We start from the raw sequence: 24364 nt of genomic DNA on the forward strand, positions 1-24364 counted from the left end.
GACGTTTAATCTGAGCTCCAGGCCGGCTGCGTTGCAGCCGGCCACAACCCTCGACGCCGGAAACGACCATGACCAAACCTCGAGCCGCCGGGCGCACCGTCGGCGGATTGCGGCCACTGGCGCTACAGGCCCCCGCCGTTACGCTACTGCTAATGTGGATGCTGGTACCGCTGGGGATGACCCTGTGGTTCTCACTGCAACGCTATAACCTGCTGATGCCGGGCATGACCGGATTCGCCGGCCTGGAAAACTACGAATACCTGTTTACCGACCCTGCATTGTGGTCGGCGATGGGCACCACCCTGCTGATGGTTGGCTGGATACTGGTCATTACCGTGGTCGGCGGCACGCTGTTGGCGGTTCTCTTCCAACAGGAATTCTTCGGCCGCGGCATCGCCCGGGTTCTGGTAATCTCCCCGTTCTTCGTCATGCCCACGGTCAGTGCCCTGGTTTGGAAGAACATGATGATGCATCCGGCCAACGGCGTACTGGCCTGGCTGGCGGAACTGTTCGGCATGCAGCCGGTCGACTGGTTTTCGTCACTACCACTGACGTCGGTTGTCACCATCGTGGCCTGGGAATGGCTGCCTTTTGCCCTGCTGATCCTGCTGACCGCCATGCAATCGCTCGACGAAGATCAGGTCGAAGCCGCCCGCATGGATGGCGCCGGCCCCTTCTCGATTTTCTTCTTCATCACCCTGCCCCACCTGAAACGGGCGATCAGCGTGGTGATCATGATCGAGATGATCTTCCTGCTCACCATTTTCGCCGAGATCTTCGTGACCACGTCCGGCGGCCCCGGGCTTGCCACAACCAACCTGGCCTACCTGATCTACCTCCAGGCATTGCTGGATTTCGACGTGGGCATGGCATCCGCCGGCGGAGTCGTCGCCATCATCCTCGCCAACATCGTTGCCATCTTCCTGGTGAGGATGGTTGCGAAGAATCTGGAAGAGTGAAACGCAGCCCCCTATGAACAACTCGACACTCAAACGCTTCTGCATTGGTCTGCTGGCCTGGGTCATCGCCTTCGTGATTTTCTTCCCCATCTTCTGGATGGTGCTGACCGGCTTCAAGACCGAGGCGGATGCTGTTGCCGACCCGACGCTGATCTTTTCCCCCACACTGGACAGCTACGCGGAAGTCCAGCAACGGGCGGATTACTTCAAGTTTGCCTGGAATAGCGCTGCCGTCTCTTTAGGCTCCACTCTCCTGGCGCTGATCATCGCCATCCCTTCGGCCTATTCCATGTCATTCCTGCCGACCAAGCGCACCAAGGCTACCTTGCTATGGATGCTATCCACCAAGATGCTACCGCCCGTCGGCGTGCTCATGCCGATCTACCTGATATTCCGTGATGTCGGCCTGCTCGATACGGTGACCGGGCTGATCATCGTGTACACCCTGATGAACCTGCCGATTGTGGTGTGGATGCTCTACACCTTCTTTAAGGACCTGCCCAAGGACATCCTTGAGGCGGGGCGTATGGACGGTGCCAGCACCTTGCAGGAAGTCGTTTATCTGCTGTTGCCGCTGACGCTCCCGGGCATTGCCTCCACCGGCTTGCTCTCCGTGATCCTGAGCTGGAACGAAGCATTCTGGAGCCTGAACCTGACCTCGTCTCAGGCCGCTCCGCTGACCGCCTATATCGCGTCGTTCTCCAGCCCCGAGGGGTTGTTCTGGGCCAAGCTGTCCGCCGCGTCCACCATGGCTATTGCGCCCATTCTGGTGTTCGGCTGGCTAACGCAGAAGCAGATGGTACGTGGCCTCACCTTCGGTGCCGTCAAATAGCCGTCTGCAATAAGCGCCGTCTTTAATACGAGCCGGCCTGTCATACCGGCCGACTTTTAATAAAAAAGGTTTGAACATGGCAACGCTTCAACTGAAAAACATCATCAAGGCCTTCGGCGACACCCATGTCATCAAGGGTGTGGATCTGGATGTGCAGGATAAGGAGTTCGTGGTCTTCGTCGGACCGTCGGGCTGCGGTAAGTCCACGCTGCTGCGCATTATTGCCGGCTTGGAAAGTGCGACCGACGGCGACATTCTGATCGACGGCAAACGCATCAATGACGTTGGCCCCGCCGAACGCGGCCTGGCCATGGTGTTCCAGAGCTACGCCCTCTACCCGCACATGACGGTCGAAGACAACATGGGCTTCAGCTTGCGCCTGGCAGGCGTATCCAAGCCCGAGCGTAAGGATAAAGTGCTGGCCGCCGCCCGCATCCTGCAACTGGAAGAACTGCTGCACCGCAAGCCCAAGGCCCTCTCGGGCGGTCAGCGCCAGCGGGTGGCTATCGGCCGCGCCATCGTACGCAATCCCAGCATTTTCCTGTTCGACGAGCCCCTATCCAACCTGGACGCGGCCCTGCGGGTGCAGATGCGCATCGAACTGGCGCGCCTGCATGATGAGTTGGACGCCACCATGATCTATGTGACCCATGACCAGATCGAAGCTATGACCATGGCTGACAAGATCGTGGTGCTACAGAAAGGCGAGGTGGAACAGGTGGGCTCGCCCATGGAACTGTATCACCACCCGCGCAACCGTTTCGTCGCCGGTTTTATCGGCTCGCCCACCATGAATTTTCTGGAGGTGGGCTACCAGGACACCAACGACGACGGTGTCAGCGTCATCCTGCCCGGCGGCGAAAGCTGTCGCGTGCCTGCCGACGGCACTCACCTGACGGCGAATACCGCGCTGGAGCTGGGCATTCGTCCGGAACACCTGAACCTGGAAGACCAAGGGCCTCTGAGCGGCAAGATCCAGGTGATCGAGCGCTTGGGCGGTGCGACGTCGCTGTATGTCCAAATGGATCAGGGCATGATCACTATCGTCGCCGACGGCGATATCGCTCATAAGGTCGGCGACACGGTCCGCTTTGGCTTCGAACCCTTCCGCGCCCACCTGTTCGACAACAGCGGCCTGGCCCTACCCAGCCTCCACCGGCACCCACTGACCGCGGTAAACCGTCAGGCCAACCGGGCACCGACCGAACCCAGCAGCAAGTGAGACCCCGATGGAAACCCTGATTTTCGACTGTGATGGCGTGCTGGTGGACAGCGAAGTGATCGCCGAAGCCACCCTGGTAGAGCAACTGCGAGACTGGCTGCCGGACCTGCAGTCCGACACGGTGTTGCGCCATGCCCTGGGCATGACCACCGAAGACATCCTGATCCACTTGGAGCAGCTCAGCGCCCACAGCCTTCCGCACGATGCCCTGCCCCGGATCGACGAAGCCATCGACGCGCGGCTGCTCAAGGAATTGAAAGCCATTGAGGGTGTGGCAGAGGCGGTATCGCGGCTCAATATGCCACTGGCTATCGTCTCCAACTCCAGGCGCCAGCGGGTGCTCAACTCCCTGAGCACCACCGGACTGGATGCCTGGCTGGGCAAATACCCGCTGTTCACTGCCGAGCAGGTCAGCCTGCCCAAGCCGGACCCGGCGGTCTACCTGCTGGCAGCGAAAGAAATGGGCCGCCGGCCGGAAGACTGCCTGGTGGTCGAAGACAGTGTCTCCGGCGTTACCGCTGCCAAAGGCGCGGGCATGACAGTGATTGGCTTTATCGGCGCCAGTCATATCGAGAACGGTCACGATGAAAGACTCAGGGAAGCGGGGGCGTGGGAAATTCTCACGGGCATGAATAGCCTGCAGGCACTGGTCGAGCGCTGGCGCCAGGAGCGAACACGCAAGACGAGGCACGCGGGGCCATGACGCCGGAACTTTACGAGTTGACGCAGCACATCCTGGAAGCGTCCAGTCAGCGGGACCGTTTCATGGTGGCGCTCGCCGGTCCGCCAGCGGCGGGCAAATCGACGCTAGCCGAAGCGCTCTGCCAATCGCTCAACTTGCAAGAAAACGGCATCGCGGCGGTCGTTCCCATGGATGGTTATCACTATGACAACGCCGTGCTTGAACCCCGAGGCCACCTGTTTATCAAGGGTGCACCGGAAACCTTCGACGCCGATGGCTTGATCCAGGACCTGGAACGCATCCGCCAGTGCAACCCGGTGGTCGCGGTACCGGTGTTCGACCGGCCTCTGGACCTGGCCCGCGCAGGCGGGCGGCTGATCATGCCGGAGCATAAGGTCGTGATCGTCGAAGGCAATTATCTGCTGCTGGACCGGGCACCCTGGTCCGCGCTGCACGGGCTGTTCGACTACACGGTCTTCCTCGATGTTCCGGACGAGACGCTGGAGCGCCGTCTGTTCCAGCGCTGGCTCGACATGGGCCAGGATCCGGACGGCGCGCTGGAGCGCACCCATCGAAAAGACATGCTGAACGCCCAGCTGATCAAAACACACTCCGTGACTCCGGACCGATACTGGACCGCTGACGCTAGTGCACTGTTTGGTTCGGCATGAAACCCAGGCATTCCCAGTTCACCCGACCTTTGCCCGAGGAGCATCCTCATGATGAACCTAAGCACCACCCATCTGGATCGGCTAGATAGTCGCGTCGCCACGCCGGGCTATGATCGCAGCAGTATCACCGCCGGCATTATTCATTTCGGCGTCGGGGGATTTCACCGGGCCCACCAGGCCATGTACCTCGATGACCTGATGAACCAAGGCCAGGGCCTGGACTGGGGGATCGTCGGCGTCGGCGTGATGCCCAATGACCGCACCATGCACGCTGCGCTTGCCGCCCAGGACTATCTCTACACGCTGGTGGTAAAGCATCCCGACGGCCAATACGACGCGCGGGTGATTGGTAGCCTGATCGGCTATCTGTATGCACCCGACGATCCCAACGCCGTGATCGAACGCATGGCGGACCCGGCTATACGCATTGTCTCGCTGACCGTCACCGAAGGCGGCTACAACTTCCATCCGGTGACCGGCGAGTTCAACGTCACCCATACCGACGTCCGCTACGACCTGGAGCACCCGGAAAAGCCCCGCACTACCTTCGGCCTGATTACCGAGGCATTGAGCCGTCGGCGCCAGCGCGGCATTCCGCCTTTCACCATCATGTCCTGCGACAATATCCAGGGTAACGGCGAAGTGGCCCACCGGATGTTTCTCGCCTTCGCTCGACAGCGGAACGCCGAGTTGGGCGACTGGATGGACCGGAACGTGGCCTTCCCCAACGCCATGGTTGACCGCATCACGCCGGTAACCACTGCCGCAGATATCAAAGACCTTAATGAGCGCTTCAGCATTGATGACCGCTGGCCAGTCGTCTGCGAACCATTCACCCAATGGGTACTCGAAGACCGCTTTGTCGATGGCCGGCCGCCATTGGAAGCCGTCGGCGTGCAGGTCGTGGAGAATGTGGAACCCTACGAACTGATGAAGCTGCGCCTGCTCAACGCCAGCCACCAGGCTTTATGCTATTTCGGTTACCTGAGCGGCTATCGCTACGCCCACGACGTCTGCCAGGACCCGCTGTTCGTCGACTTCCTAATGGGATACATGGAATGTGAAGGCTCGCCGACCCTGGCGGAAGTACCCGGCGTCGATCTGGCGGATTACCGCCGTACCCTGATTGAGCGCTTCGCCAACCCGGAGATCAAGGACACCCTGGCGCGCCTCTGCGCGGAGAGCTCCGACCGCATCCCCAAATGGCTATTGCCAGTCATTCGCCATCAACTGGAAACCGGCGGCGAGATGCATCGCGCGGCCGCCGTGGTCGCCAGTTGGGCCCGCTACGTGGAGGGCCAGGACGAAGCCGGCGAAGCCATCGCCGTGGTCGATCCGCTCAAGGATAGCCTGATGGACATCGCCGCCCACAACCGCAATAACCCGACCGCCTTTATCGAGAACCGCGAACTGTTCGGCGACCTGGTGGACAATCCACGCTTCCGCGACGCCTACCTGGACGCCCTTAACCGGCTGCACACCGAAGGCGCCCAGGCGACCGTGGACGCCCTGGTCAACGGCTGAGGACGACGTATGCACACGAGAAGTTTATCCTTGTGGCTGCCATGTTAGAGCCGGTCAGGGAGAATCCCATGTATGTAGGCGTGGACTGTGGAACCCAGAGCACCAAGGTGGTCGTGGTCGACTTGGCCAACGCCCGCATCCTCGGCGAAGCCAGCCGCCCCCACCGTTTGGCGGAAGGCGAGAACGGCCGCCGCGAGCAAGACCCCGAGGAATGGATGGAGGCCTTCTTCGGCGCCTTTGCTGAAGCGGTCGCGAACGCAACTATCGATAGCCGCGCGATCCGGGCGATCGGCATCTCCGGCCAGCAACACGGACTGGTCGCTCTGGATGCCGACGGCCAGCCGGTGCATCCCGCTAAGCTTTGGTGCGATACGGAAACCGCCCTCGAGAATGCCGTTTTGGTAGACCGGCTGGGCGGCGAAGCGGGCTGTCTGGATAAACTGGGGCTGGTGTTGCAGACGGGCTATACCGCATCGAAACTGGCCTGGCTGCGGAAAAAACACCCCGACGCCTACCAACGCATCGACAGCATCCTGCTGCCCCACGACTACCTGAATTTCCGGCTCACCGGTGAACGGGTCGCGGAAGCCGGCGATGCGTCCGGCACCGGCTATTTCGACACCCGCGCCCGCCGGTGGCGGCATGATGTGTTCAACGCCATAGCGCCGGAACTCGATCCCGAGAGCGTCCTGCCCCGGCTGATCGAATCTCACGAGCCCGCAGGCACGCTCACAGCGGCGATGGCACAGCGACTGGGACTCGCGGAAAACGTTCTGGTGTCCAGCGGCGGGGGCGACAACATGATGGGCGCTATCGGCACGGGCAATATCAAGCCCGGACGGGTCACCGTCAGCCTGGGCACGTCGGGCACCGTGTACGCCTTTTCCAACGAACCGGTGCTAAGCGACAACGCCACCATCGCCAATTTCTGCGCCAGCAGCGACGGCTGGTTGCCCCTGGCCTGCACCATGAACGTGACATCCGCCACTACGCTGGTCCGCAACCTGTTCGGCCTGGAGCTGGATACCTTCAGCAAGAACGTCGCCGATGCACCGGCCGGGGCCGAAGGCATTACCATACTGCCCTTCTTCAATGGCGAGCGAGTGCCCAACCTGCCTCACGCTACCGCCAGCTTCCTCGGCCTCACCAGCTTCAACGCAACTCAGGCGAACCTGTGTCGTGCGGTGGTGGAAAGTGCCACGTTTGGCCTGCGCTATGGGTTGGAGCTGCTGGGCGACCTGGCCAAGGATGCCAGCCAGATCCGCCTGATTGGTGGCGGCGCGCGCAGCCCGGTATGGCGCCAGATTGTCGCCGACGTGCTGGGCGTTGAGGTGATCTGCCCCCGGATCAACGAAGCGGCCGCCCTGGGCGCTGCCATCCAGGCCGCTTGGTGCGACGAACATGCCCGGGGTGGGCAAGCCACGCTCGCCAGTCTCTGCGAGCGGCTGGTGAGCCTGGATCAGGAGACCCGGACCCAGCCAGACCCGGAAATTCACGACACCTATCAGGCAGTGTATCGCCGTTACCGCACGGCCCTGGAGAAACGTCACGGCGTCACTCACTGAGCCCGCGAGCTCGAGCGTGGCGCCGACATCCCTCCGACGACAGGATAAGTGACCATGACACAACTCGATGCCCTTAAAAGCCATTCCCTGGTGGTGGCGGACACCGGCGATGTTAATGCCATCCGCCGCTACCAGCCTCACGACGCCACCACCAACCCATCGCTGATCCTCAAGGCCTTCGATTTGCCGGGCCATCAAAACCTGATCGATGAGACCCTAGCGGAAGTGAAACGGGAGGTCAGCGATTCTCAAACCCGTGTCGAACAGGCGGTTGATCGACTCTCCGTCGCCATCGGCAGCGAAATTGCCGGGCTCATTCCAGGGCGCATTTCCACCGAAGTGGCCGCCAGGCTCTCCTTCGATACCGGCGCCAGTATCCGCAAGGCCCATGACCTGATGTCGCTGTACGAACAACGTGGCGTGGGTCCGGAGCGGGTGCTAATCAAGCTGGCCTCCACCTGGGAAGGTATCCGCGCCGCCGAACAACTGGAACGGGAAGGCATCCAGTGCAACCTGACGCTGCTGTTCAGCGAAGCCCAGGCCCGCGCCTGTTTCGATGCCGGTGTACACCTGATGTCGCCGTTTGTCGGCCGGGTCACGGACTGGTACAAGGCGAGCACCGGCAAGGATTACGGGCCGGAGGATGACCCGGGCGTCCAGTTCGTCCGCAACGTCTGCAACATCGCCCGCACGTATGCCTACGATACGGTCGTCATGGGCGCCAGCTTCCGCAATACCGGACAGGTTCTGGCGTTAGCCGGCTGTAACCGGCTGACGATTTCCCCCGCCTTGCTGGAAGAGCTGGACGCCAGTGATGCCGGCGTGGAAAAACGGATCAGCGATATCGGCGAAGCCAGCGAGCGTCTGCCGTCACTTACGGAGTCAGAGTTCCGCTGGGGCCACAATCAGGATGCGATGGCCAACGATAAGCTGGCAGAGGGCATTCGGCGTTTTGCTGCGGATCAGGAGGTCCTGGAAAAGCGCATTGCTGAACGCATGGCTGGACAATAGAGCTCGTGCATAAAGGGAATGGATACCGGCGCTTCCGCTGTCCCTCCTCCAGCGCCGGCATCCATCCTCTTCTATCGAAGCCTCGAGTTATAACCAGCGCAGATTCATTCGTTACCTTTACACCAACGTCCTAATGCCGGATTCGCGCAAAGTCTGCAAACTGGCCATAATTGCCAAGCTAACGATTTCACGCATCCACGCCAAGGACACCCACTGAATGCTCGCCCAGATCATCTCGACCATGCTGCCGGTTTTTCTGATCGCCGGCTGCGGCACCCTCTATGGTCGATACCGCAGCCCGGACATTCAGGGGCTGAACACCCTCAACATGGAGTTGTTCGTACCCATGCTGGTGTTCGCCGTACTGGCGGACCAGAAGGCGCCACTACAGGCGTATGCCGACCTGGCAATCGCGGGTGTGGTCATCATATTGGGTTCTGGCGTGTTGCTCTGGCCATTGGCGAAGGTGCTCAACCTGAACATGCGGACCTTCCTGCCGCCGATGATGTTCAACAATTCAGGCAACATGGGAATCCCATTAATTGTGCTGGCGTTCGGCGAAGAGGCCCTGCCCGCGGCGATTGTGCTATTCATTGTCGAGATGCTGCTGCATTTTTCCATCGGCCTGCGCATGATCGATCCGCATACGCCGATCTGGCGTCTGCTGCGCCTACCGATCGTTGCCGCCAGTATCGCTGGTCTCGCCATCAATCTCGGCGGCGTCCCCCTGCCCCAATGGCTGCTGGAAACGCTGAACATGCTCGGTGGGGTATGTGTTCCGCTGATGCTGTTCGCACTGGGTGTACGTATGCTGGATGTGGATTTCAGCGCGTGGAAAATGGGGCTGCTGGGCGCCGTAGCCTGCCCTGCCAGCGGCCTGATCCTGGCTTGGCCCATGATCGCCTGGCTCGATCTGCCCCCGCTCCAGATCGCGGCGCTCTGGGTATTCGCCGCTTTGCCGCCTGCGGTCCTGAACTACATCGTCGCCGAGCAATACCGCCAGGAACCCCATAACGTGGCGTCCCTGGTGCTGATCGGCAACCTGGGCAGTCTCGTAGTCATGCCGATTGTGCTGGGACTGGTTTTTGCCCACGTCCAAGCCTGAAGATCAGACTGGCGATCAGAGATCCATCAACGCCAACCTAACGGCTTCCTCCGCGTGAATCTGCGCGGTGTCGTAGAGAGGGACCGCGGTATGTTCCGGTCCCACTAGTAGGGCGATTTCGGTGCAGCCCAGGACAATGGCTTCGGCACCCCGCTCGTGCAGATGGTCGATGCATTTCAGGTAGCGCTGGCGTGACTCGTCGCGGATGACGCCCAGACACAGTTCCTCGAAGATGATGTGGTGGATCATGGCCTGCTCGTCGTCCGACGGCACCAGCACGTCCATTTCGTACCGGTCGCGCATGGGGCCCTTGTAGAAATCCTGCTCCATAGTGTAGCGAGTGCCGAGCAGGCCCACATGACGTACGCCATCGGCCTTCAGCTTTTCCGCTGTGGCATCGGCGATGTGAAGCAAGGGAATGGAAATCGCCGCCTGAATCTCCGGCGCCACCTTGTGCATGGTGTTGGTGCCGATCAGCAGGAAATCCGCACCGCCCGCCTCAACCGACTGAGCGGCCTTGGACAGCAGTCGCGCGGTTTCCGGCCAATCCCCGGACTTCTGCAGTGCCTCAATATCCGCAAAATCCACACTGTTCATCACGATCCGCGCCGAGTGCAGACCGCCCAGGGCCTGCTTGACGCCCTCGTTCAGAGCGCGGTAATAGCTCACCGTGGATTCCCAGCTCATTCCGCCTAATAGGCCGATGGTTTTCATAGAGCTCCTTGCAAGTCTGCTATGACAGTTTCCACCCAATCGTAGTCCAACCGTTGCATGGCGTCTTCTACCTCTGCCATGGTTTTAGCAGTTAAAAGACTACTGAGGGCCGTCCGGTATTGCGAAAACATAGTCTGAGCCCGCGGATTGTGTTGGGCCAGCAATTTGCGCAACTGCACCAGATCGTCATGGGTTATCGACGCTGACGGGTCTTCTTTCGAGTCGATTTGTTCCGTTTTCTGGAATCGCTTCAGCCAAGCCCCAACAGCATCGAGAACGCGCTCGTGTTCAGAGCGCACATAGTCCCAGAGCGCTTCGAGTTCACTTTCATCCCCTGTGCGCAACCCTTTCTCGAGGTGAAGCGCAATCTCGGCAAAGCGGGCGCCCCCCAATGTACCCACGGCGCCGCGCAAGGTATGAATGATGTTGGCGGCACTTTCCGTGTGCCCCGCCATCCAATGGGAATAGGCCTCTTCAAGGGGCGCATTGCCTTTTTCAGCCGTAGATTCAACCACGCTCAGGATCTCTGCCCTGGTCTCAGGGTCCGTTTCAAATAAGGCCTGTAAGTGGTCGAGATTCACGTCCCCAGAAGGGATGGGCTGCGCCTTGTCGGCGAAACCCGTCGCACCCGAAACGCCCAGCGCATGTCCACCGGCAAGAGTCGTAACACCTCGACGCAGGTGGGCACGGATGGTTCCGATAAGCTCATCTTCGTCAACCGGCTTGCCGATGAAACCGTTCATTCCGGCCCTTAGGCAAGTTGCCCTTTCAGTACCAAGCACGCCGGCTGACATAGCCAGGATCGGCAGGTCTACCTGCAATTGCTCACGGATAATACGTGTTGCTCCAATGCCATCAAGTACTGGCATTTGCACATCCATCAGGATGAGGTCATAGCCGTTAGGCGCCGATTTCAGCCTGTCTACGGCTTCCTGCCCGTCGGCGGCAACGGAAACCTTGGCGCCAGCGGCCTCCAGGAAACCTGACGCAACCACCTGATTAAGGTCATTGTCTTCAACGAGCAGCAGGTGGCAGCCTTGCAGGAGATTCTTTTCCGGCGTCCCTGACGTACTTGCGGTCGCGGTCCGCCCGTTGCGATTGACGAGCACCTCATGGATGCGATCATAGAGTTCAGAGCCGGTCACCGGTTTAAGCAGAACGGCATCCACCCATTCGGTTGCCTCTGACTTCGGCATGCTTTGCTGTGCATAGGCATCAAGCATCAGAATGATAATAGCGTTGTCGAATATCCGCTGCTGCCGTAGGGCGCGCGCCAACTCCAGCCCATCTGTGCCAGGCATCAGCCAGTCGATCAGGAAGACGTTGTAATCAGTCCCTGCTACCGAACCTTCGTCGACGCGATCGAGCAGCGCCTTTGCCGAGCGCTCCGTGTCGACCTGCCAACACCAGGCATTAAGGGTATTCTGGAGGTAGTGTCGGGACATCTCATTGTCGTCGACAACCAGCACACGCAGGTTATCGACCGTCGGTGACGAAGCCAGATCTGTCTTGAACAATGCAAGTTCCAACGGAAGGCTAACGATAAACTCACTGCCAATACCGGGCTGGCTGGATGCATGGATCTCGCCCTCCATCAGGTATATCAGCCTTCGCGTTATCGCCAGGCCCAATCCGGTGCCGCCGAAACGACGCGTCATGGAACTGTCGGCTTGGGTAAATTCCTCGAAGAGGTCTTCCATCTGCGCATTCGACATGCCAATACCGGTATCGCGGACTACGAATTCGAGGAGGGCTTGCTGCTCACTGCGCTCAACCAGGCGAATCAGCAACGACACCTCCCCCTGCTCGGTGAATTTGATGGCGTTACTGAGCAGGTTGATCAGCACCTGCCGTATGCGCAACTCATCACCAACAAGACCTTTTGGAACGTCAGGTTGAATGCCGATCGCTAGTTCAAGCTGCTTCTGGGAAGCATCGAGGGTCATGATCGATGCCAGGCTGGCCGCGAGATCATAAAGGCTGAAGGGTTCATGATTGATCGTCATCTTCCCAGCTTCGATCTTCGAGAAATCGAGGATGTCATTGAGGATGGCGAGCAAGGAACGACCAGCGGACTGAACCATCTTCACATAGCGTTGCTGTTCAGTATTCAAAGGGGTCTTTGAAAGTATCTGGGTCATACCCAGCATGGCATTCATGGGCGTGCGAATTTCATGACTCATGTTAGCCACGAATTCAGTCTTGGCCTTGCTGGCCGCTTCAGCCTCGCGCCGCGCATCCTCCAGGCGCTGCTCGGCGAGACGACTTTCTGTCACGTCCCTGAGAATGATCCCGAAATAAGTTGCATCGCCGGATCGCCATTTGGATAAGGAAAACTCGGCGGGAAAACGATCGCCGTTCTTGCGTACGCATTCGATCTGGAGAATCCGTTCCGACAGGGCTTCATTCGAGTTGCGGGCCAACGCGCTGAGTTCTTTGGTTTTTTGATGACTCTGCTCGGGCGGCACCAGCACAACCCACTGCCGGCCGACAATATCCTGTCGGGCATACCCGAAGATGATTGTCGCCGACCGGTTCCAGGATTGTATAAATCCCTCTCGGTTAACCATAAAAATGGCTTCCTTGGCACTCTCAGCCAATGTCGCAAATTTTCCTTCTGACGCCCGCCAAGCCGAAGTCATTTCGTTCGCCAGACTCAACGCCTTGGAACGGGTAACGGTCAGCGCGCGAACAAACGCAAAGAGCAGGAAGCTAATGAGAATTCCGCCCACCAGGACAATATGAGCCTTTTGATAATCGATGGTTCGGTCGAACGCGGGGAGCGCACGCACGCGGACGGTCCACACATGATCGGCAATTTGGATCCGCTTCACAGAGGAGCGCACACTGCGCGCGCCTTCGACATCCGTCTGCGCATAACTACGGTACAGCAATGCCTGCTCTTCAACTTCATTGGCGTCGAAGACGTCCACGCCGACTAGAGCGAACTGATTGCCGAGAATGCCCCGCATCAGGTCATTCATGCGAAAGGGACTGTATGTGTAGCCTTTTATCCGCTCCCGGCGCTGATTGAGAGTCTGCGGGAGTTCGTCACCACGGTATACCGGCAGATACATGAGGAAACCCGCCTGAACCCCCACGCCCGTTTCCTGCACTAGGGTAATCTTTCTTGAGATCGCAGCTTCCCCACTATCACGAGCTCTTATAAGTGCCCAGCGGCGGTTGGGTTCGGAGAACATGTCAAAACCATGAGCCCGCTGATTTCGCCAATCGTATGGTTCCAGGTAGGTGACCGGCGTATAGATCATGCGCGCACCCGCTGGATGAACCGTAAAGTCTGGGAAGCCTTGCCATCGTATGTAGTCCTGGAATGAATTGACTTGACGTGTCCCGACCAAGTATTCCGTGTATCCCACCCCCTGAATACCGGGGTAGCCGTCTTTCAGACGTAACTCGCCTACGTAGCGCTCCCAGTCACGCGCAGTCACTCCCCCGGCGACGTAGAACAACCCTGCAGCGCCACGCAAGACCTGCTGGTAGTCTCGCATTCGATCTGAAATTCGCGTCTCGATCGAAGACGCTATAAAGCTGAAACGGTCATCCGCTTTATTCACGATGTTCGTCATCGTCAGGTACCACGCGGCCGCCGTTAAGGCCAGGGCACCCATTAGCGTCATCCAGGGTGTCAGGAACCCCTTCAGGCTCTGACTGACGGGCTCGCCCCGCTCGCGAAGATCCGCAGCCAAAACCATGCCAGTCAAGACCCACAGCAACAGGAAGCAATCGAGCGCTATCAGGGACGCGTACGCGTCCCCAAAGATGAAGGGCCCTTCCCCACCCAGCGTCGCAATGAACGATATGGCGGCGATAGCCGCAGTGAGCAAAGACACACCCCTGAGGCCAAAATAGTAGGCCGTTATCGCCAGGCATGGCACATAGAGGAACGCCAGCAATTGCTTGGCCCCGCGGGTCCCGATTTCAGGAGAGAAAACGAAGAGACTGATCAAGGCTGTCGAAACAACCAACGCGACAGACACCCCCCAGTTGGGCCCATTGTTTTCATCATGAGTCACCTGGACCAGTGAAACGATGAGCGGGACCAGGACCAACAAGCCGACGACGTCGCCGATCCACCACGTCAGCCAGGCACTGAGAAGAGCATCCGTAGACACGAAACCAAAAAACAACAGGGCGGTGAGACCGATCGTCGCGCTGATAAAACACGCAATAACGGCAGAGGCGGCGAAACTGAACACATGGATGAGACGGTCAAAAGAAGAGGCACCGCGGGCAAACCGGTTTATGAGATACGCCGCCAGTACTGCTTCCAGCGTATTGCCAGCCGCAATGGTGGCCGATGTCATAAACGTCGTGGATAGGGCACCGTCCGGGGGAAAACTGAGGACATTGACCACAAACGCGCCAGCGGCGATGGCTGGCCATAGCCGCACGCCTCCGAGTACCAGCGCAGCAACAGCTACGCCGGTTGGCGGCCAAATTGGCGAGACGTTGGTGGCCACGAAGGCAAGATTTAAGCTATATACGCCGACAACGATATAGAAAGCAAAAAGAATCAGGCCGTATAGCCAAAGTCTCGCAGTACCTGTCTCCCCACGCTGGCACCTGGCATCCTTTCCGTACATCTTTCAGCCCATCCCGACATTGACTGAGCGATAGGTAACTTCAGCTCAAATCTATTCCGTCCTGAATCTTTGGCTTCAATAACGCCGCATCAGCTTGCTGAACGTAGCCTCGTCCCCCGCCTCGCTCTGCGCCGTTACGAATATAATAGCCGCATCTTGCCTCGAAGGACTCTGTTTTAGATGGAGACACGTTTCGTAGCCGTCCCGACCCGGCATTATCCTTAAATCCCGGAGAACGACCTGATCCCGTCCGGGTCCGTGAGCAGCCCCTACCAGCTATTTTAGATTAACGAGCGGCTGATCTGATTCCCTTTGAGGTTAGCACATTGAGCAACATCGCCAGCGTTATCCTATCGATTGCACGAGTCTTGGCGACCTTTGTCTCGGCATGGCCTGCGCGACATTAAGACTGGCGAGCGTGTCGTTACAGGTAGCCCGACCTCAGGTTGACTGCGCCTTTGTTCGCATTAGAAGACGCGCCGGGCGGCCGTCCACTAGCGCCAACCCGAGACCGATCAGCGCCATACCCGCGAAGTGTTTTGGCTCGAGCATCTCGTTGAGAAACGCGACCCCCAGCAGAATCGCACTCACGGGTATCAGAAAGGTGACCAGCAGCAGATTGGTCGCTCCCGCCGTGGCCAGGATACGGAAGTAGAGGATATAAGCCAGGGCGGTCGAGAGTACCGCCAGAGCGATGACCGCTGCCCAGGTTCCCGTACCAGGCGGGGTCAGATTCCAGGGACGGTCCAGGATCAACGCAACCGGGACGATCAGTACGGTAGAGGCCGTTACTTGGCCAGTCGCGGCAACCATCGGCTGAACGTTGAGGCGGCGAAAGCGTCTCCCGAAAACACCTCCAAAGGCATAAGCCAACGCAGCGCCTAGGATCGCGCATTGTGCCGCCACATCCTGACCAATACCCGACAGCACGTCCGGGCCGATGATGGATATCACGCCGGTAAAACCTACCATCAGACCGACCAACCGGGAACGCGTCATCTTCTCGTCCACCGTAAACAAATGCGCAACAACCAGCGTGAGTAAAGGAGTGGTGGCATTGAGAATAGAAGCCAGTCCGCTGGCGATATGTGTCTGTCCCCAAACGATGAGGCTAAACGGCACCATGTTGTTGATGAACCCCATACCGAAGAACGCCAGCCAGATCCTTGGCGTCGACGGCATGCGAAGGCCCATTAAGTGAACGACCAATAGTAGCGTTAATGCTGCCAACCCGACACGAAGCGCCACAATGGTAAATGGAGGCAACTCACGTACGGCCACGCCGACGAAGAAGAAAGAGCCGCCCCAAAGGACGGACAAGAGGACCAGCAACGTCCATTCCAGGCGCCCCATCGGCAAAAAGGATTCACTCATCGTCGGATCTCCAGATCATTCATTCGATGGCCTAAAGGCTAGATGAATGTGGGTCGGCCAACACTCCGGAACTTGCGCAAAATTTGTGGGCATGGATTTGTGGACAGCGGGCTTCGGCAAAACCGGTTAGTCCAGCGATAGCAGATGCTGTTCCAGCGCCACCGGATCGTTCACGGTGACACGGCCATAGGTGAAAGTGATGTGTCCTTCAGCCTCGAACGTCTTAAGCACCTTGTGCACGCCCTGGCGGGTCATTCCCATCATGTTGGCGATGTGCTCGCGGGTGAGGCGAAAAGTCACCGCATTGGCGCGGACGTAACCGCCGCTGTGCATCTGGGCGAGGAACAGCAGGCGGCGTCCTACTCTCGCCTGGGTACCGCGGAGCGCATCGTCCTCGATCATCGACATGGCGGCCCAAAGACGCTGGCTGAGCAGGTCCAGCACCACGGGGTAGCACTGCGGGTAACGCTGCATCAGTTCGCGAAAGTACTCACCGGGCAGGTCGGCGATGGTCGCCGCCTCGTGGGCACGGGCGCCATAGACTCTCGGCGTGCGCGGCGAAAATACCGTGTCGCCGAACCAGGTGCCATGATCGAAAATAATCAGCACCGCCTCCCGCCCCTCGGCGTTCACCGAACTGATTCGCACCGTGCCTTCGGCGATCACACAAATGCTGGATTGCAGGGTGCCTTTATCGTAGATCACCTCGTCCGGTTCGAAACGTCGGACACGGGCGTGGCCGGCAGCTTCGTCGATGGCGTCATCGGGAAAACCGGCGAAGATGGGACAGTGGCGGAGAACGGCGCGGGTATCGATCATCGGGCAAGTGTAAACCAATTGACAGAGTTCGCACCTCTCCCGGCTCTAGACTGACGGTATCAGTACAATAACGACGATACACCGCATGAGAGGTGAACCATGAATACCGCCGTCAATCCCCATCCGCCCACCGTCCCGTCGAAGCAAGAAAAAGTCACTGCCGAGGAATGGCAGCTACGAGTGGATCTTGCCGCCGCCTACCGGCTGATCGCCTTGCACGGCTGGGACGATCTGATCTTCACTCACATTTCCGCCCGCATTCCCGGCGACGAACATCATTTTCTGATCAATCCCTACGGCATGATGTTCGAGGAAATCACCGCCTCAAGCCTGGTACGGGTGGATCAGGAGGCGAATAAGCTGGACCCGGACGATTACGACATCAACCCGGCCGGCTTCACCATCCACAGCGCGATCCATGCGGTGCGTGAAGACGCCACCTGCGTCATGCACACCCATACGACTGCCGGCGTTGCAGTATCGGCACAGAAAGACGGCCTATTGCCGCTGTCTCAGCAGAGCCTGTTCCCCCTGGCCAGCCTGGCTTACCACGATTACGAAGGGGTCGCCCTGCGTGACGACGAAAAGTCCCGGCTACAAGCGGATCTGGGCGAATCGAGCTTCATGATCCTGCGCAATCACGGCCTGCTTACGGTAGGCAGCTCCATCGCCGACGCCTTCCTGGGTATGTTCATCCTGCAGCGGGCCTGCGAAATCCAGATCGATGCGCTGGCCGGCAACCGCGAGCTGACACCCATCCCCGGCGGCATTGTCGATACCATCAAGCAGCAGGCTGCCCAAGTCACCAAAGGCATGGGCGGCAACCTGGCCTGGCCGGGACTGCTACGCAAACTCGACCGTATCGATTCCAGCTTCCGCCAGTGATTTAAGGCCAATAATTTTAGGAGAGAGATGATGAACAGCGAAGACCAAGCCCACGCCCAGTTCACACACATGAAAGACGGTACGGCCGAAGACTGGCACACCATCGCCGCTTCCTTCGGCGATTTTGCCAAGTCCCTGCCGGATCGGATCATGGATCATTTGCGGTTGCTTGAAGGCGACTTCGGCGGTTTCAAGGTGGATCGCATGACCCACAGCCTGCAGACCGCCACCCTGGCCCACCGGGACGGCAAGGACGACGAATACGTGGTGTGTGCCTTGCTGCACGATATCGGCGACACCCTAGGCACCTACAACCATGCCGACGTGGCCGCGGTGCTACTGGAGCCATTCGTCAGCGAGGAGAACCATTGGATGGTCAAGCACCACGCGATCTTCCAGGGCTACTACTTCTTCCATCACCTGGGTCTGGACCCCAACATGCGGGAGAACTTCAAGGAACACCCGTATTACCAGCAGACTTTGGAGTTTGTGAGCAAATACGACTCTCCGGCATTCGATCCGGAGGCGGAAACCTTGCCCTTGTCCTACTTCGAACCGATGCTGCGCCAGGTATTTGCCAAGCCGCGCAAGTCGCTCTACAAGAAGGCGATGAGCGAAGAGGCCTGACGGCTAATCGTCGGATCCCGCATCGGTGGGAGGGGTGTCTCCATTCCCACCGGCGCGGCCCGAGCTTCGGTCGCCAGACTGCCGACGTAATGTTCAGCATCGCTTTGCCGCCTGGCTGACGCACCGGCGATTACCCACGGCTTACACCTCTGTCATTTACCGGATTTTAACGTGCGACCCGGCAAACAGCGTACTAGGGTTAATAGTGAGCGACGGAGTTGAACGGTGGAGCGACCTTCGATTCCAGCAGGAGTGGGTGACTGCTCCAGAGATGACGCCCCCGCACGGGCTTGTCTCAACTCACAGTCTTTTAGTCTGTTGCGTCTCCAACCTGGTGCCCGGTGATAACTGATCATTCCCACCCTAGATGATCAGTCTATTTTCACCGGGCCTTTTTTTGCCTGCCTTTTTGCCCGCCTGTTTTCAGCCCGTCATCATTTCCGTCACTCCGGCAACTGTGCTGAAAGGCCCACTTGGTTATACTCCGGCAAAACACACAATAACGATGCAAGTAAAACGAACTTGCCGACGAAACAGGAACACTATGAAACGCCTGAGCACCCTTGACGCCTCCTGGCTCGCCGTCGAGTCGGAAGATACGCCCATGCACGTGGGCACCCTGCAGATTTTCTCCCTGCCACCGGATGCCCCGGAGACCTTCCTCCGCGATATGGTCGCGCGCATGAAAGCCGACAGCGACGTGGCACCGCCTTGGAGCCACAAACTGGCCAACGCCGGTTTCCTGGGGCGTCTGCTGGCCCCGGCGTGGAAACTGGATAAGCACATCGACCTGGATTATCACGTACGCCACTCGGCCCTGCCGCGCCCCGGCAGCGAGCGCGAGCTGGGGGTGCTGGTATCGCGCCTGCACTCCCATCCGTTGGATTTCTCGCGACCACTTTGGGAATGTCACATTATCGAGGGTCTGGAAAACAACCGCTTTGGGCTCTACACCAAGATGCACCATTCAATGATCGATGGCATCAGTGGCGTGCGGCTGATGCAGCGCATCCTCTCGACCGATCCCAATGCCACTAACATGCTGGCGCCCTGGTCCGTGAAGCCGGTGCGCGGGCGCAGGGCCAGCGGCGACAATGCCGCCACCCTCAACTGGGCCTTCAACGAGGCCCTGCATGCGCTGAAGATCCAGGTGGATAGCGGCCCCAAACTGATTGGGGCCCTGACCCGATTGGTGAAGTCTGCCCGGCGCGAAGACGATCGTCTGACTGCGCCGTTTGTCGGGCCACGCTCGATGCTGAACGGCCGCGTGACCGGCCAGCGCCGGCTTGCCACTCAGCACTACCAGTTGGACCGGCTCAAGCAATTGGCCAAGCACGCGGATGCGTCGCTCAACGATATCGTGCTCTACCTGTGCGGGACCGCGCTGCGGCGTTTCCTCATGGAGCAAGGTAAGCTGCCGAACACGCCCTTGACCGCGGGCATACCGGTTAATATCCGGCCCGCGGACGATCACGGCACCGGCACCGCCATCAGCTTCATGATCGCCAGCCTGGCGACAAATGAAGTGGGGCCGCTGGAGCGGCTGGAGAGCATCAAGGCCTCCACCGGCAGCGCCAAGGCGCATCTGCAGAGCCTACCGCGCAGTGCGCTCAACCAGTACACCATGCTGATGATGTCGCCCTACATCCTGCAGTTGATGACAGGGCTGGGTGGGCGCATGCGGCCAGCCTTCAATATCACGATCTCGAACGTGCCCGGTCCGGAAGAGCCCTTGTACTACGAGGGGGCCAAGCTGGAGGCGATGTATCCGGTATCGCTGATCGCCCATGGCGGGGCATTGAACATCACCTGCCTGAGTTATGCCGGATCCCTGAATTTCGGCTACACCGGCTGCCGGGACACGTTGCCGAGCATGCAGCGGCTGGCGGTTTACACCGGTGATGCACTGGACGAGCTGGAGCTGCTACTTCTGCCAAAGAAACCAGCGCCCAAACCTCGAACGGTTACGGCGAAACGCCAACCGGCGAAGGCAAGAGCATCCGGGGCCAAGTCAGGTACTGTCGTCAAATAACCAAGTACTGTTCGTCAAATAAAAGGTCAGGTACTGCCGTCAAATAAGTGGATATCCTCGATCACCAGCAGGACCAGCTTGGGTTGGTCCTGCTCCCGCACATAGCCCACCAGAACGTACGCTTCCCCGTACTCGAAAGCGCAGCGGCCATTGCCCTGGTAAACGGTGACGGCCTGCAATCGATCAAGTGGCGGCTGATCCAGGCTGTCCTCGGCGAACGCCCCCAACCGTAGACGTTCGCAGCCGATGAAGCGGCCCAACGGGCTTGCCTCGATCAGCAGTGGCTGGTAACGGTTGGCGTCCTGCATTTCGGACAGCATCAGGTCGTCCAAGACCTCCAGATTCCAGTGGCGGGAAACGCCATCGATCAGCTTCGAGAAGCTGGCGACCTGCTGCTTCTGCTCGTCGCCGGCCTCCGGCTGATAGAACACCACCCAGGCCGCCGCCGTGGCCAGCGCGATGAGTGTCCCCAGAAAACGCTGCCAGTGTTTCATACCTGTGATTCCTGTGTACGACTGTTCCAATGCGCCGCCCCCACAAAAATCAGTTGGAGAAATCGGGTCGTGCGCTGGCGGATCTGATTGATCTGGTATTCATCGTCAGGGGAAACCCCCAACAGGTCCGTTAAGGTGAAGGCCACCGTGCGCACAACCAAGTCGCACGTCAGCTCCAGATCACTGTCGCTCAGATGGTCCGCCAGACGCATCCGGCGCAGATCGTTGGCGAGTTCGCTGCCAAAAAAGCGTATCTCGCTGCGGATGCCGTCCTGCACCGCCCGGCTTTCCCCCGCCAGGCCCTGGGCCATAAAGAAGAAAAAGCTGCGATTGGCTTCGACATGGCTGATGAAGATGGTCACCGACTCCTCGATCAGTTTGTCCGCATGCACCACATTACCCCGCGCCTCTCGCATCATGCGCCGCAGCACCAAGCCAAGCTGGTCCACCAGTTGCAGACCGAGATCGTCCATGTTGCGGAAGTGACGATAGAAGGATGTAGGAACGACTTCGGCCTGGCGGGCCACCTCCCGGATGCCGAGGCTGGCAAAGTGCCGACCTTTACCCACTAGCGCCAGCGTTGCGTCCAGCAGTTTGTCGCGGGTTTCCCCCGGTTTGCGCCGTTGTCGCTGTGTCATGGCGTCCTGATTATCTCGGCTTAAAAGACAACAAGTGTACACATCCATTCGGTTCAGCGGAAACGGGAGCCGTCATATTAGGCCAACCGATGCGCTGAACCGGGTCAAACCGCTTTCCGTGATGTCGTATAAATTCATAAATTCAAAATATTACAGCACGTTACGCTCAAATAAAGACCGAGAGCCGAACTGATTGACAGCGTCGCCAGCACGTGTGTACAGTCGTACACATATTGTGAACACACGTACACAAGCAAAATTGAACGGCAGATGAGGAGAGACGCCATGCTGTCGACTGTAAACACCCGTGCACCACTTCGCTGGCTGGGCAAACAGCTTTTCAACAGGGATGATCCTGGCGCGTTTTTCGATCCGCTGCTGGCCGCGCTCAACCCCATGTGGGTACGCGGCTTCGTGCCCGCGCGTTTGGTCGAAGTGACGGACGAAGCCCGGGACACCCGGAGCTTTCACCTGCGCCCTTCACCCCGCTGGCGCGGATTCAATGCGGGGCAGCATATCAATGTCATCGTGGAAGCCGACGGCGTCCGGCATCACCGCACGTTTACCATCGCCAGTACGCCGCGCCAGTGGGCCTCCGATGGCACGGTCACCTTGACCATCAAGCGCCTCGCCGGGGGCCGCATCACCAACTGGATGCACGACAACCTCTGCGGCGGCGAGGTTATGGGTGTGAGCCAGGCCTTCGGCGACTTCAACCTGCCGGAGACCGACCGGCCTCTGCTGTACATCGCGGGCGGTAGCGGTATCACGCCGGTACTGAGTCATTTGGCCACCTTGGCCGACCGCGACGTCCGTGCGCCGGTGACGCTGCTCTACTACGTGCGCTCCCAGGCCGACATCATCGGCGCCGGGGTTCTTTACGCCCTTGCGGCCCGCTGGCCCGCCCTAACGCTCAAAATCTTCAAGACCGAGGAAGAGGGGGAGCCGGCCCTGATGAACGAGGCACATCTCGATTCGGTAACAGGCCTTGACGCACGACAGATCTACCTGTGCGGTCCCAAAGGCCTGATGACCCTGGCCGCTGATGTGCTGAATCGGGCCGGTGTTGCCGAAAGCCAGATTCAGACCACCTTCTTTAGCGCCCCATTCGCCGTAGCGGCGGATACGCCATTGGGTGGCGCCGTGACCTTCGGCAAGACCGACAAAACCGTCGAGTCCGAAGGCGACGCACCGCTGCTGGAGATTGCCGAGGCCGCAGAGCTGAAACCGGCCTACGGCTGCCGTATGGGCATCTGCCATCAATGCAGTTGCCGAAAGAACTCGGGCACCGTTGTCAACCGCCTCACCGGCAAGGCCTCCGGCCCCGGCGAGGAAACCATCCAGCTTTGCATTTCCGTGCCCCAGGGTCCGGTCACCGTGGACCTCTGATCTTTACTGCAACGCTGAACCCCCATTCGAACGGCCGGCGATAGCGTCGGCCGAAGGAGCCGAAACATGAAACAGCTGAACGAACAGCAATTGAACGAACTGGCCGAAGATCTCGATGCCATCCACGATGAAGTCATGGCTGATGTCGGCGAACGTGACGCCAAGTACATCCGCCGCATGATTCGCCTGCACCGCACGTTGGAAGTCGGCGGCCGGGCCATGATGCCGTTTGGCTTCATTCCGCCGGTGTTTGCCGCGGCGGTGGGATCGCTGAGTATTGCCAAGATCATCGAGAACATGGAAATCGGCCACAACGTGATGCACGGACAGTACGACTGGATGAACGATCCGTCGCTGCATTCCCAGACCTACGAATGGGACACCGTATGCACCGGTGATTCCTGGCGCCGCACCCACAACTACGAGCACCACACGTTCACCAATGTGATCGGCAAAGACCGGGATTACGGCTACGCGCTGCTGCGCCTGAGCGATGACAACAAGTGGAATCCGCTGCATCTGTTCCAGTTCGCCAACTACGCACTGCTGTCGGTATTCTTCCAGTGGGGCGTGGGCCTGCACGAACTGGAGTTCGAGCGCGTTCGCCGCCGCGAAATCAAGCTCTCGGAAAAGGCGGGCCTCCTCAAGGATTTCTTCCGCAAAGGCGGACGCCAGGCGTTCAAGGACTACCTGTTCTTCCCGCTGTTGACCTTCCCGGTCTTCCCCATCGTGCTGGCGGGAAACGTGAGCGCCAACCTGATCCGTAACCTGTGGTCGTCGTCCGTCATCTTTTGCGGACACTTTACCGAGGATGCGGAGACGTTCACCGAAGCGTCCATCGAAAACGAAACCCGTGGACACTGGTATCTGCGCCAGCTCACCGGGTCCAGCAACTTCACCGGCAGCAAGTGGGTGCATATCCTGAGCGGCCACCTGAGCCATCAGATCGAGCACCACGTGTTCCCGGACATTCCCGCGCACCGCTATCGGGAGATCGCGCCCCGGGTGGAGGCGATCTGTCACAAGTACGGCATCAAGTACAACACCGGCAGTTTTGGGCGCCAGTACTGGACCGTGCTCAAACGGATCGGGCAGTTCTCTCTACCGGACCGGGTGCGGACGCGGTTGTCGGCGCCGGCCGCGGCGTAAGGGCTGAGAGCGGCGTGAATTCGTTCGCGGCATCTACTGGCTTGAAACATATCGAGGAGCTTTGACGT

Annotated in this window: 20 protein-coding genes; 14 read left to right on the plus strand and 6 right to left on the minus strand. The window is 59.4% G+C overall.

All coding sequences use genetic code 11. The features are described 5' to 3' along the window. Positions 1 to 68 precede the first annotated feature (68 nt). The 9 genes from FXO11_RS16635 (at position 69) to FXO11_RS16675 (ending at position 9571) form a co-directional block, all read left to right on the plus strand. Complete coding sequence (locus tag FXO11_RS16635; RefSeq protein ID WP_148864075.1) at positions 69 to 959, plus strand: carbohydrate ABC transporter permease; 891 nt, start codon at positions 69 to 71, stop codon at positions 957 to 959. A gap of 13 nt (positions 960 to 972) precedes the next feature. Next, positions 973 to 1791 carry a carbohydrate ABC transporter permease gene (locus FXO11_RS16640; RefSeq protein WP_148864076.1) on the plus strand — a complete coding sequence of 273 codons (819 nt, stop codon included), beginning with the start codon at positions 973 to 975 and terminating at the stop codon, positions 1789 to 1791. Between the two features lie 76 nt (positions 1792 to 1867). Next, the gene (locus FXO11_RS16645) at positions 1868 to 3013 is read left to right on the plus strand and encodes an ABC transporter ATP-binding protein (RefSeq protein WP_148864077.1); all 1146 of its coding nucleotides are present in this window, start codon (positions 1868 to 1870) and stop codon (positions 3011 to 3013) included. A 7-nt stretch (positions 3014 to 3020) separates the two neighbouring features. After that, the gene (locus tag FXO11_RS16650; RefSeq protein ID WP_148864078.1) at positions 3021 to 3716 is read left to right on the plus strand and encodes an HAD family hydrolase; all 696 of its coding nucleotides are present in this window, start codon (positions 3021 to 3023) and stop codon (positions 3714 to 3716) included. Next, entirely contained in the window at positions 3713 to 4366 is a 654-nt protein-coding gene (locus FXO11_RS16655; RefSeq protein ID WP_148864079.1) for a nucleoside triphosphate hydrolase, read from the plus strand. The genes FXO11_RS16650 and FXO11_RS16655 overlap by 4 nt, the downstream gene beginning before the upstream one ends. A 48-nt stretch (positions 4367 to 4414) precedes the next feature. After that, positions 4415 to 5890 (plus strand): mannitol dehydrogenase family protein, encoded by a 1476-nt coding sequence (locus tag FXO11_RS16660; protein WP_148864080.1) that lies wholly within the window; start codon positions 4415 to 4417, stop codon positions 5888 to 5890. 68 nt (positions 5891 to 5958) lie between these two features. Further along, a complete protein-coding gene (xylB, locus tag FXO11_RS16665; protein WP_148864081.1) occupies positions 5959 to 7455 on the plus strand; it encodes a xylulokinase in 1497 nt (498 codons plus the stop codon). Between the two features lie 54 nt (positions 7456 to 7509). Then, positions 7510 to 8466, plus strand: coding sequence for a transaldolase (tal, locus tag FXO11_RS16670; protein WP_148864082.1), 957 nt, complete (start codon positions 7510 to 7512; stop codon positions 8464 to 8466). A gap of 217 nt (positions 8467 to 8683) precedes the next feature. Beyond that, positions 8684 to 9571: an AEC family transporter gene (locus FXO11_RS16675; protein ID WP_148864083.1), complete on the plus strand. Its 888-nt coding sequence runs from the start codon at positions 8684 to 8686 to the stop codon at positions 9569 to 9571. Positions 9572 to 9586: 15 nt separating this feature from the next. On the opposite strand, the gene FXO11_RS16680 is transcribed toward FXO11_RS16675, so the two are convergent. The 4 genes from FXO11_RS16680 to FXO11_RS16700 all read right to left on the minus strand — a co-directional run bounded on the left by FXO11_RS16680 (position 9587) and on the right by FXO11_RS16700 (position 17082). Beyond that, positions 9587 to 10285, minus strand: coding sequence for an aspartate/glutamate racemase family protein (locus FXO11_RS16680; RefSeq protein ID WP_148864084.1), 699 nt, complete (start codon positions 10283 to 10285; stop codon positions 9587 to 9589). Continuing rightward, positions 10282 to 14889, minus strand: coding sequence for a CHASE domain-containing protein (locus FXO11_RS16685; protein ID WP_148864085.1), 4608 nt, complete (start codon positions 14887 to 14889; stop codon positions 10282 to 10284). Before FXO11_RS16685 ends, FXO11_RS16680 begins: the two co-directional genes overlap by 4 nt. 441 nt (positions 14890 to 15330) lie before the next feature. Then, positions 15331 to 16263: a DMT family transporter gene (locus tag FXO11_RS16695; protein ID WP_202980242.1), complete on the minus strand. Its 933-nt coding sequence runs from the start codon at positions 16261 to 16263 to the stop codon at positions 15331 to 15333. Between the two features lie 126 nt (positions 16264 to 16389). Beyond that, positions 16390 to 17082 (minus strand): Crp/Fnr family transcriptional regulator, encoded by a 693-nt coding sequence (locus FXO11_RS16700; protein WP_148864087.1) that lies wholly within the window; start codon positions 17080 to 17082, stop codon positions 16390 to 16392. A 99-nt stretch (positions 17083 to 17181) separates the two neighbouring features. Between FXO11_RS16700 and FXO11_RS16705 the strand changes: the two genes are divergently transcribed. From FXO11_RS16705 to FXO11_RS16715, 3 genes are all read left to right on the plus strand, one after another. Next, positions 17182 to 17967 (plus strand): class II aldolase/adducin family protein, encoded by a 786-nt coding sequence (locus FXO11_RS16705; RefSeq protein WP_148864088.1) that lies wholly within the window; start codon positions 17182 to 17184, stop codon positions 17965 to 17967. A 30-nt stretch (positions 17968 to 17997) separates the two neighbouring features. Beyond that, on the plus strand, positions 17998 to 18594 hold the full coding sequence (locus tag FXO11_RS16710; protein ID WP_148864958.1) for an HD domain-containing protein: 597 nt from the start codon (positions 17998 to 18000) through the stop codon (positions 18592 to 18594). Positions 18595 to 19138: 544 nt separating this feature from the next. Beyond that, complete coding sequence (locus FXO11_RS16715) at positions 19139 to 20626, plus strand: WS/DGAT/MGAT family O-acyltransferase (RefSeq protein WP_148864089.1); 1488 nt, start codon at positions 19139 to 19141, stop codon at positions 20624 to 20626. Positions 20627 to 20652: 26 nt separating this feature from the next. Here the strand turns inward: FXO11_RS16715 and FXO11_RS16720 are convergent, their stop codons facing one another. Together FXO11_RS16720 and FXO11_RS16725 are read right to left on the minus strand one after the other, a co-directional pair. Then, entirely contained in the window at positions 20653 to 21120 is a 468-nt protein-coding gene (locus tag FXO11_RS16720) for a hypothetical protein (RefSeq protein ID WP_148864090.1), read from the minus strand. Then, a complete protein-coding gene (locus FXO11_RS16725) occupies positions 21117 to 21758 on the minus strand; it encodes a TetR family transcriptional regulator (protein ID WP_148864091.1) in 642 nt (213 codons plus the stop codon). The genes FXO11_RS16720 and FXO11_RS16725 overlap by 4 nt, the downstream gene beginning before the upstream one ends. A 285-nt stretch (positions 21759 to 22043) precedes the next feature. Between FXO11_RS16725 and FXO11_RS16730 the strand changes: the two genes are divergently transcribed. Together FXO11_RS16730 and FXO11_RS16735 are read left to right on the plus strand one after the other, a co-directional pair. Continuing rightward, positions 22044 to 23147, plus strand: a complete 1104-nt coding sequence (locus tag FXO11_RS16730) for a ferredoxin reductase (protein WP_148864092.1) — start codon at positions 22044 to 22046, stop codon at positions 23145 to 23147. A 66-nt stretch (positions 23148 to 23213) separates the two neighbouring features. Further along, positions 23214 to 24296 (plus strand): fatty acid desaturase family protein, encoded by a 1083-nt coding sequence (locus FXO11_RS16735; protein ID WP_148864093.1) that lies wholly within the window; start codon positions 23214 to 23216, stop codon positions 24294 to 24296. Positions 24297 to 24364 lie beyond the last annotated feature (68 nt).

It is taken from the genome of Marinobacter fonticola, assembly GCF_008122265.1.
GTDB lineage: Bacteria > Pseudomonadota > Gammaproteobacteria > Pseudomonadales > Oleiphilaceae > Marinobacter_A > Marinobacter_A fonticola.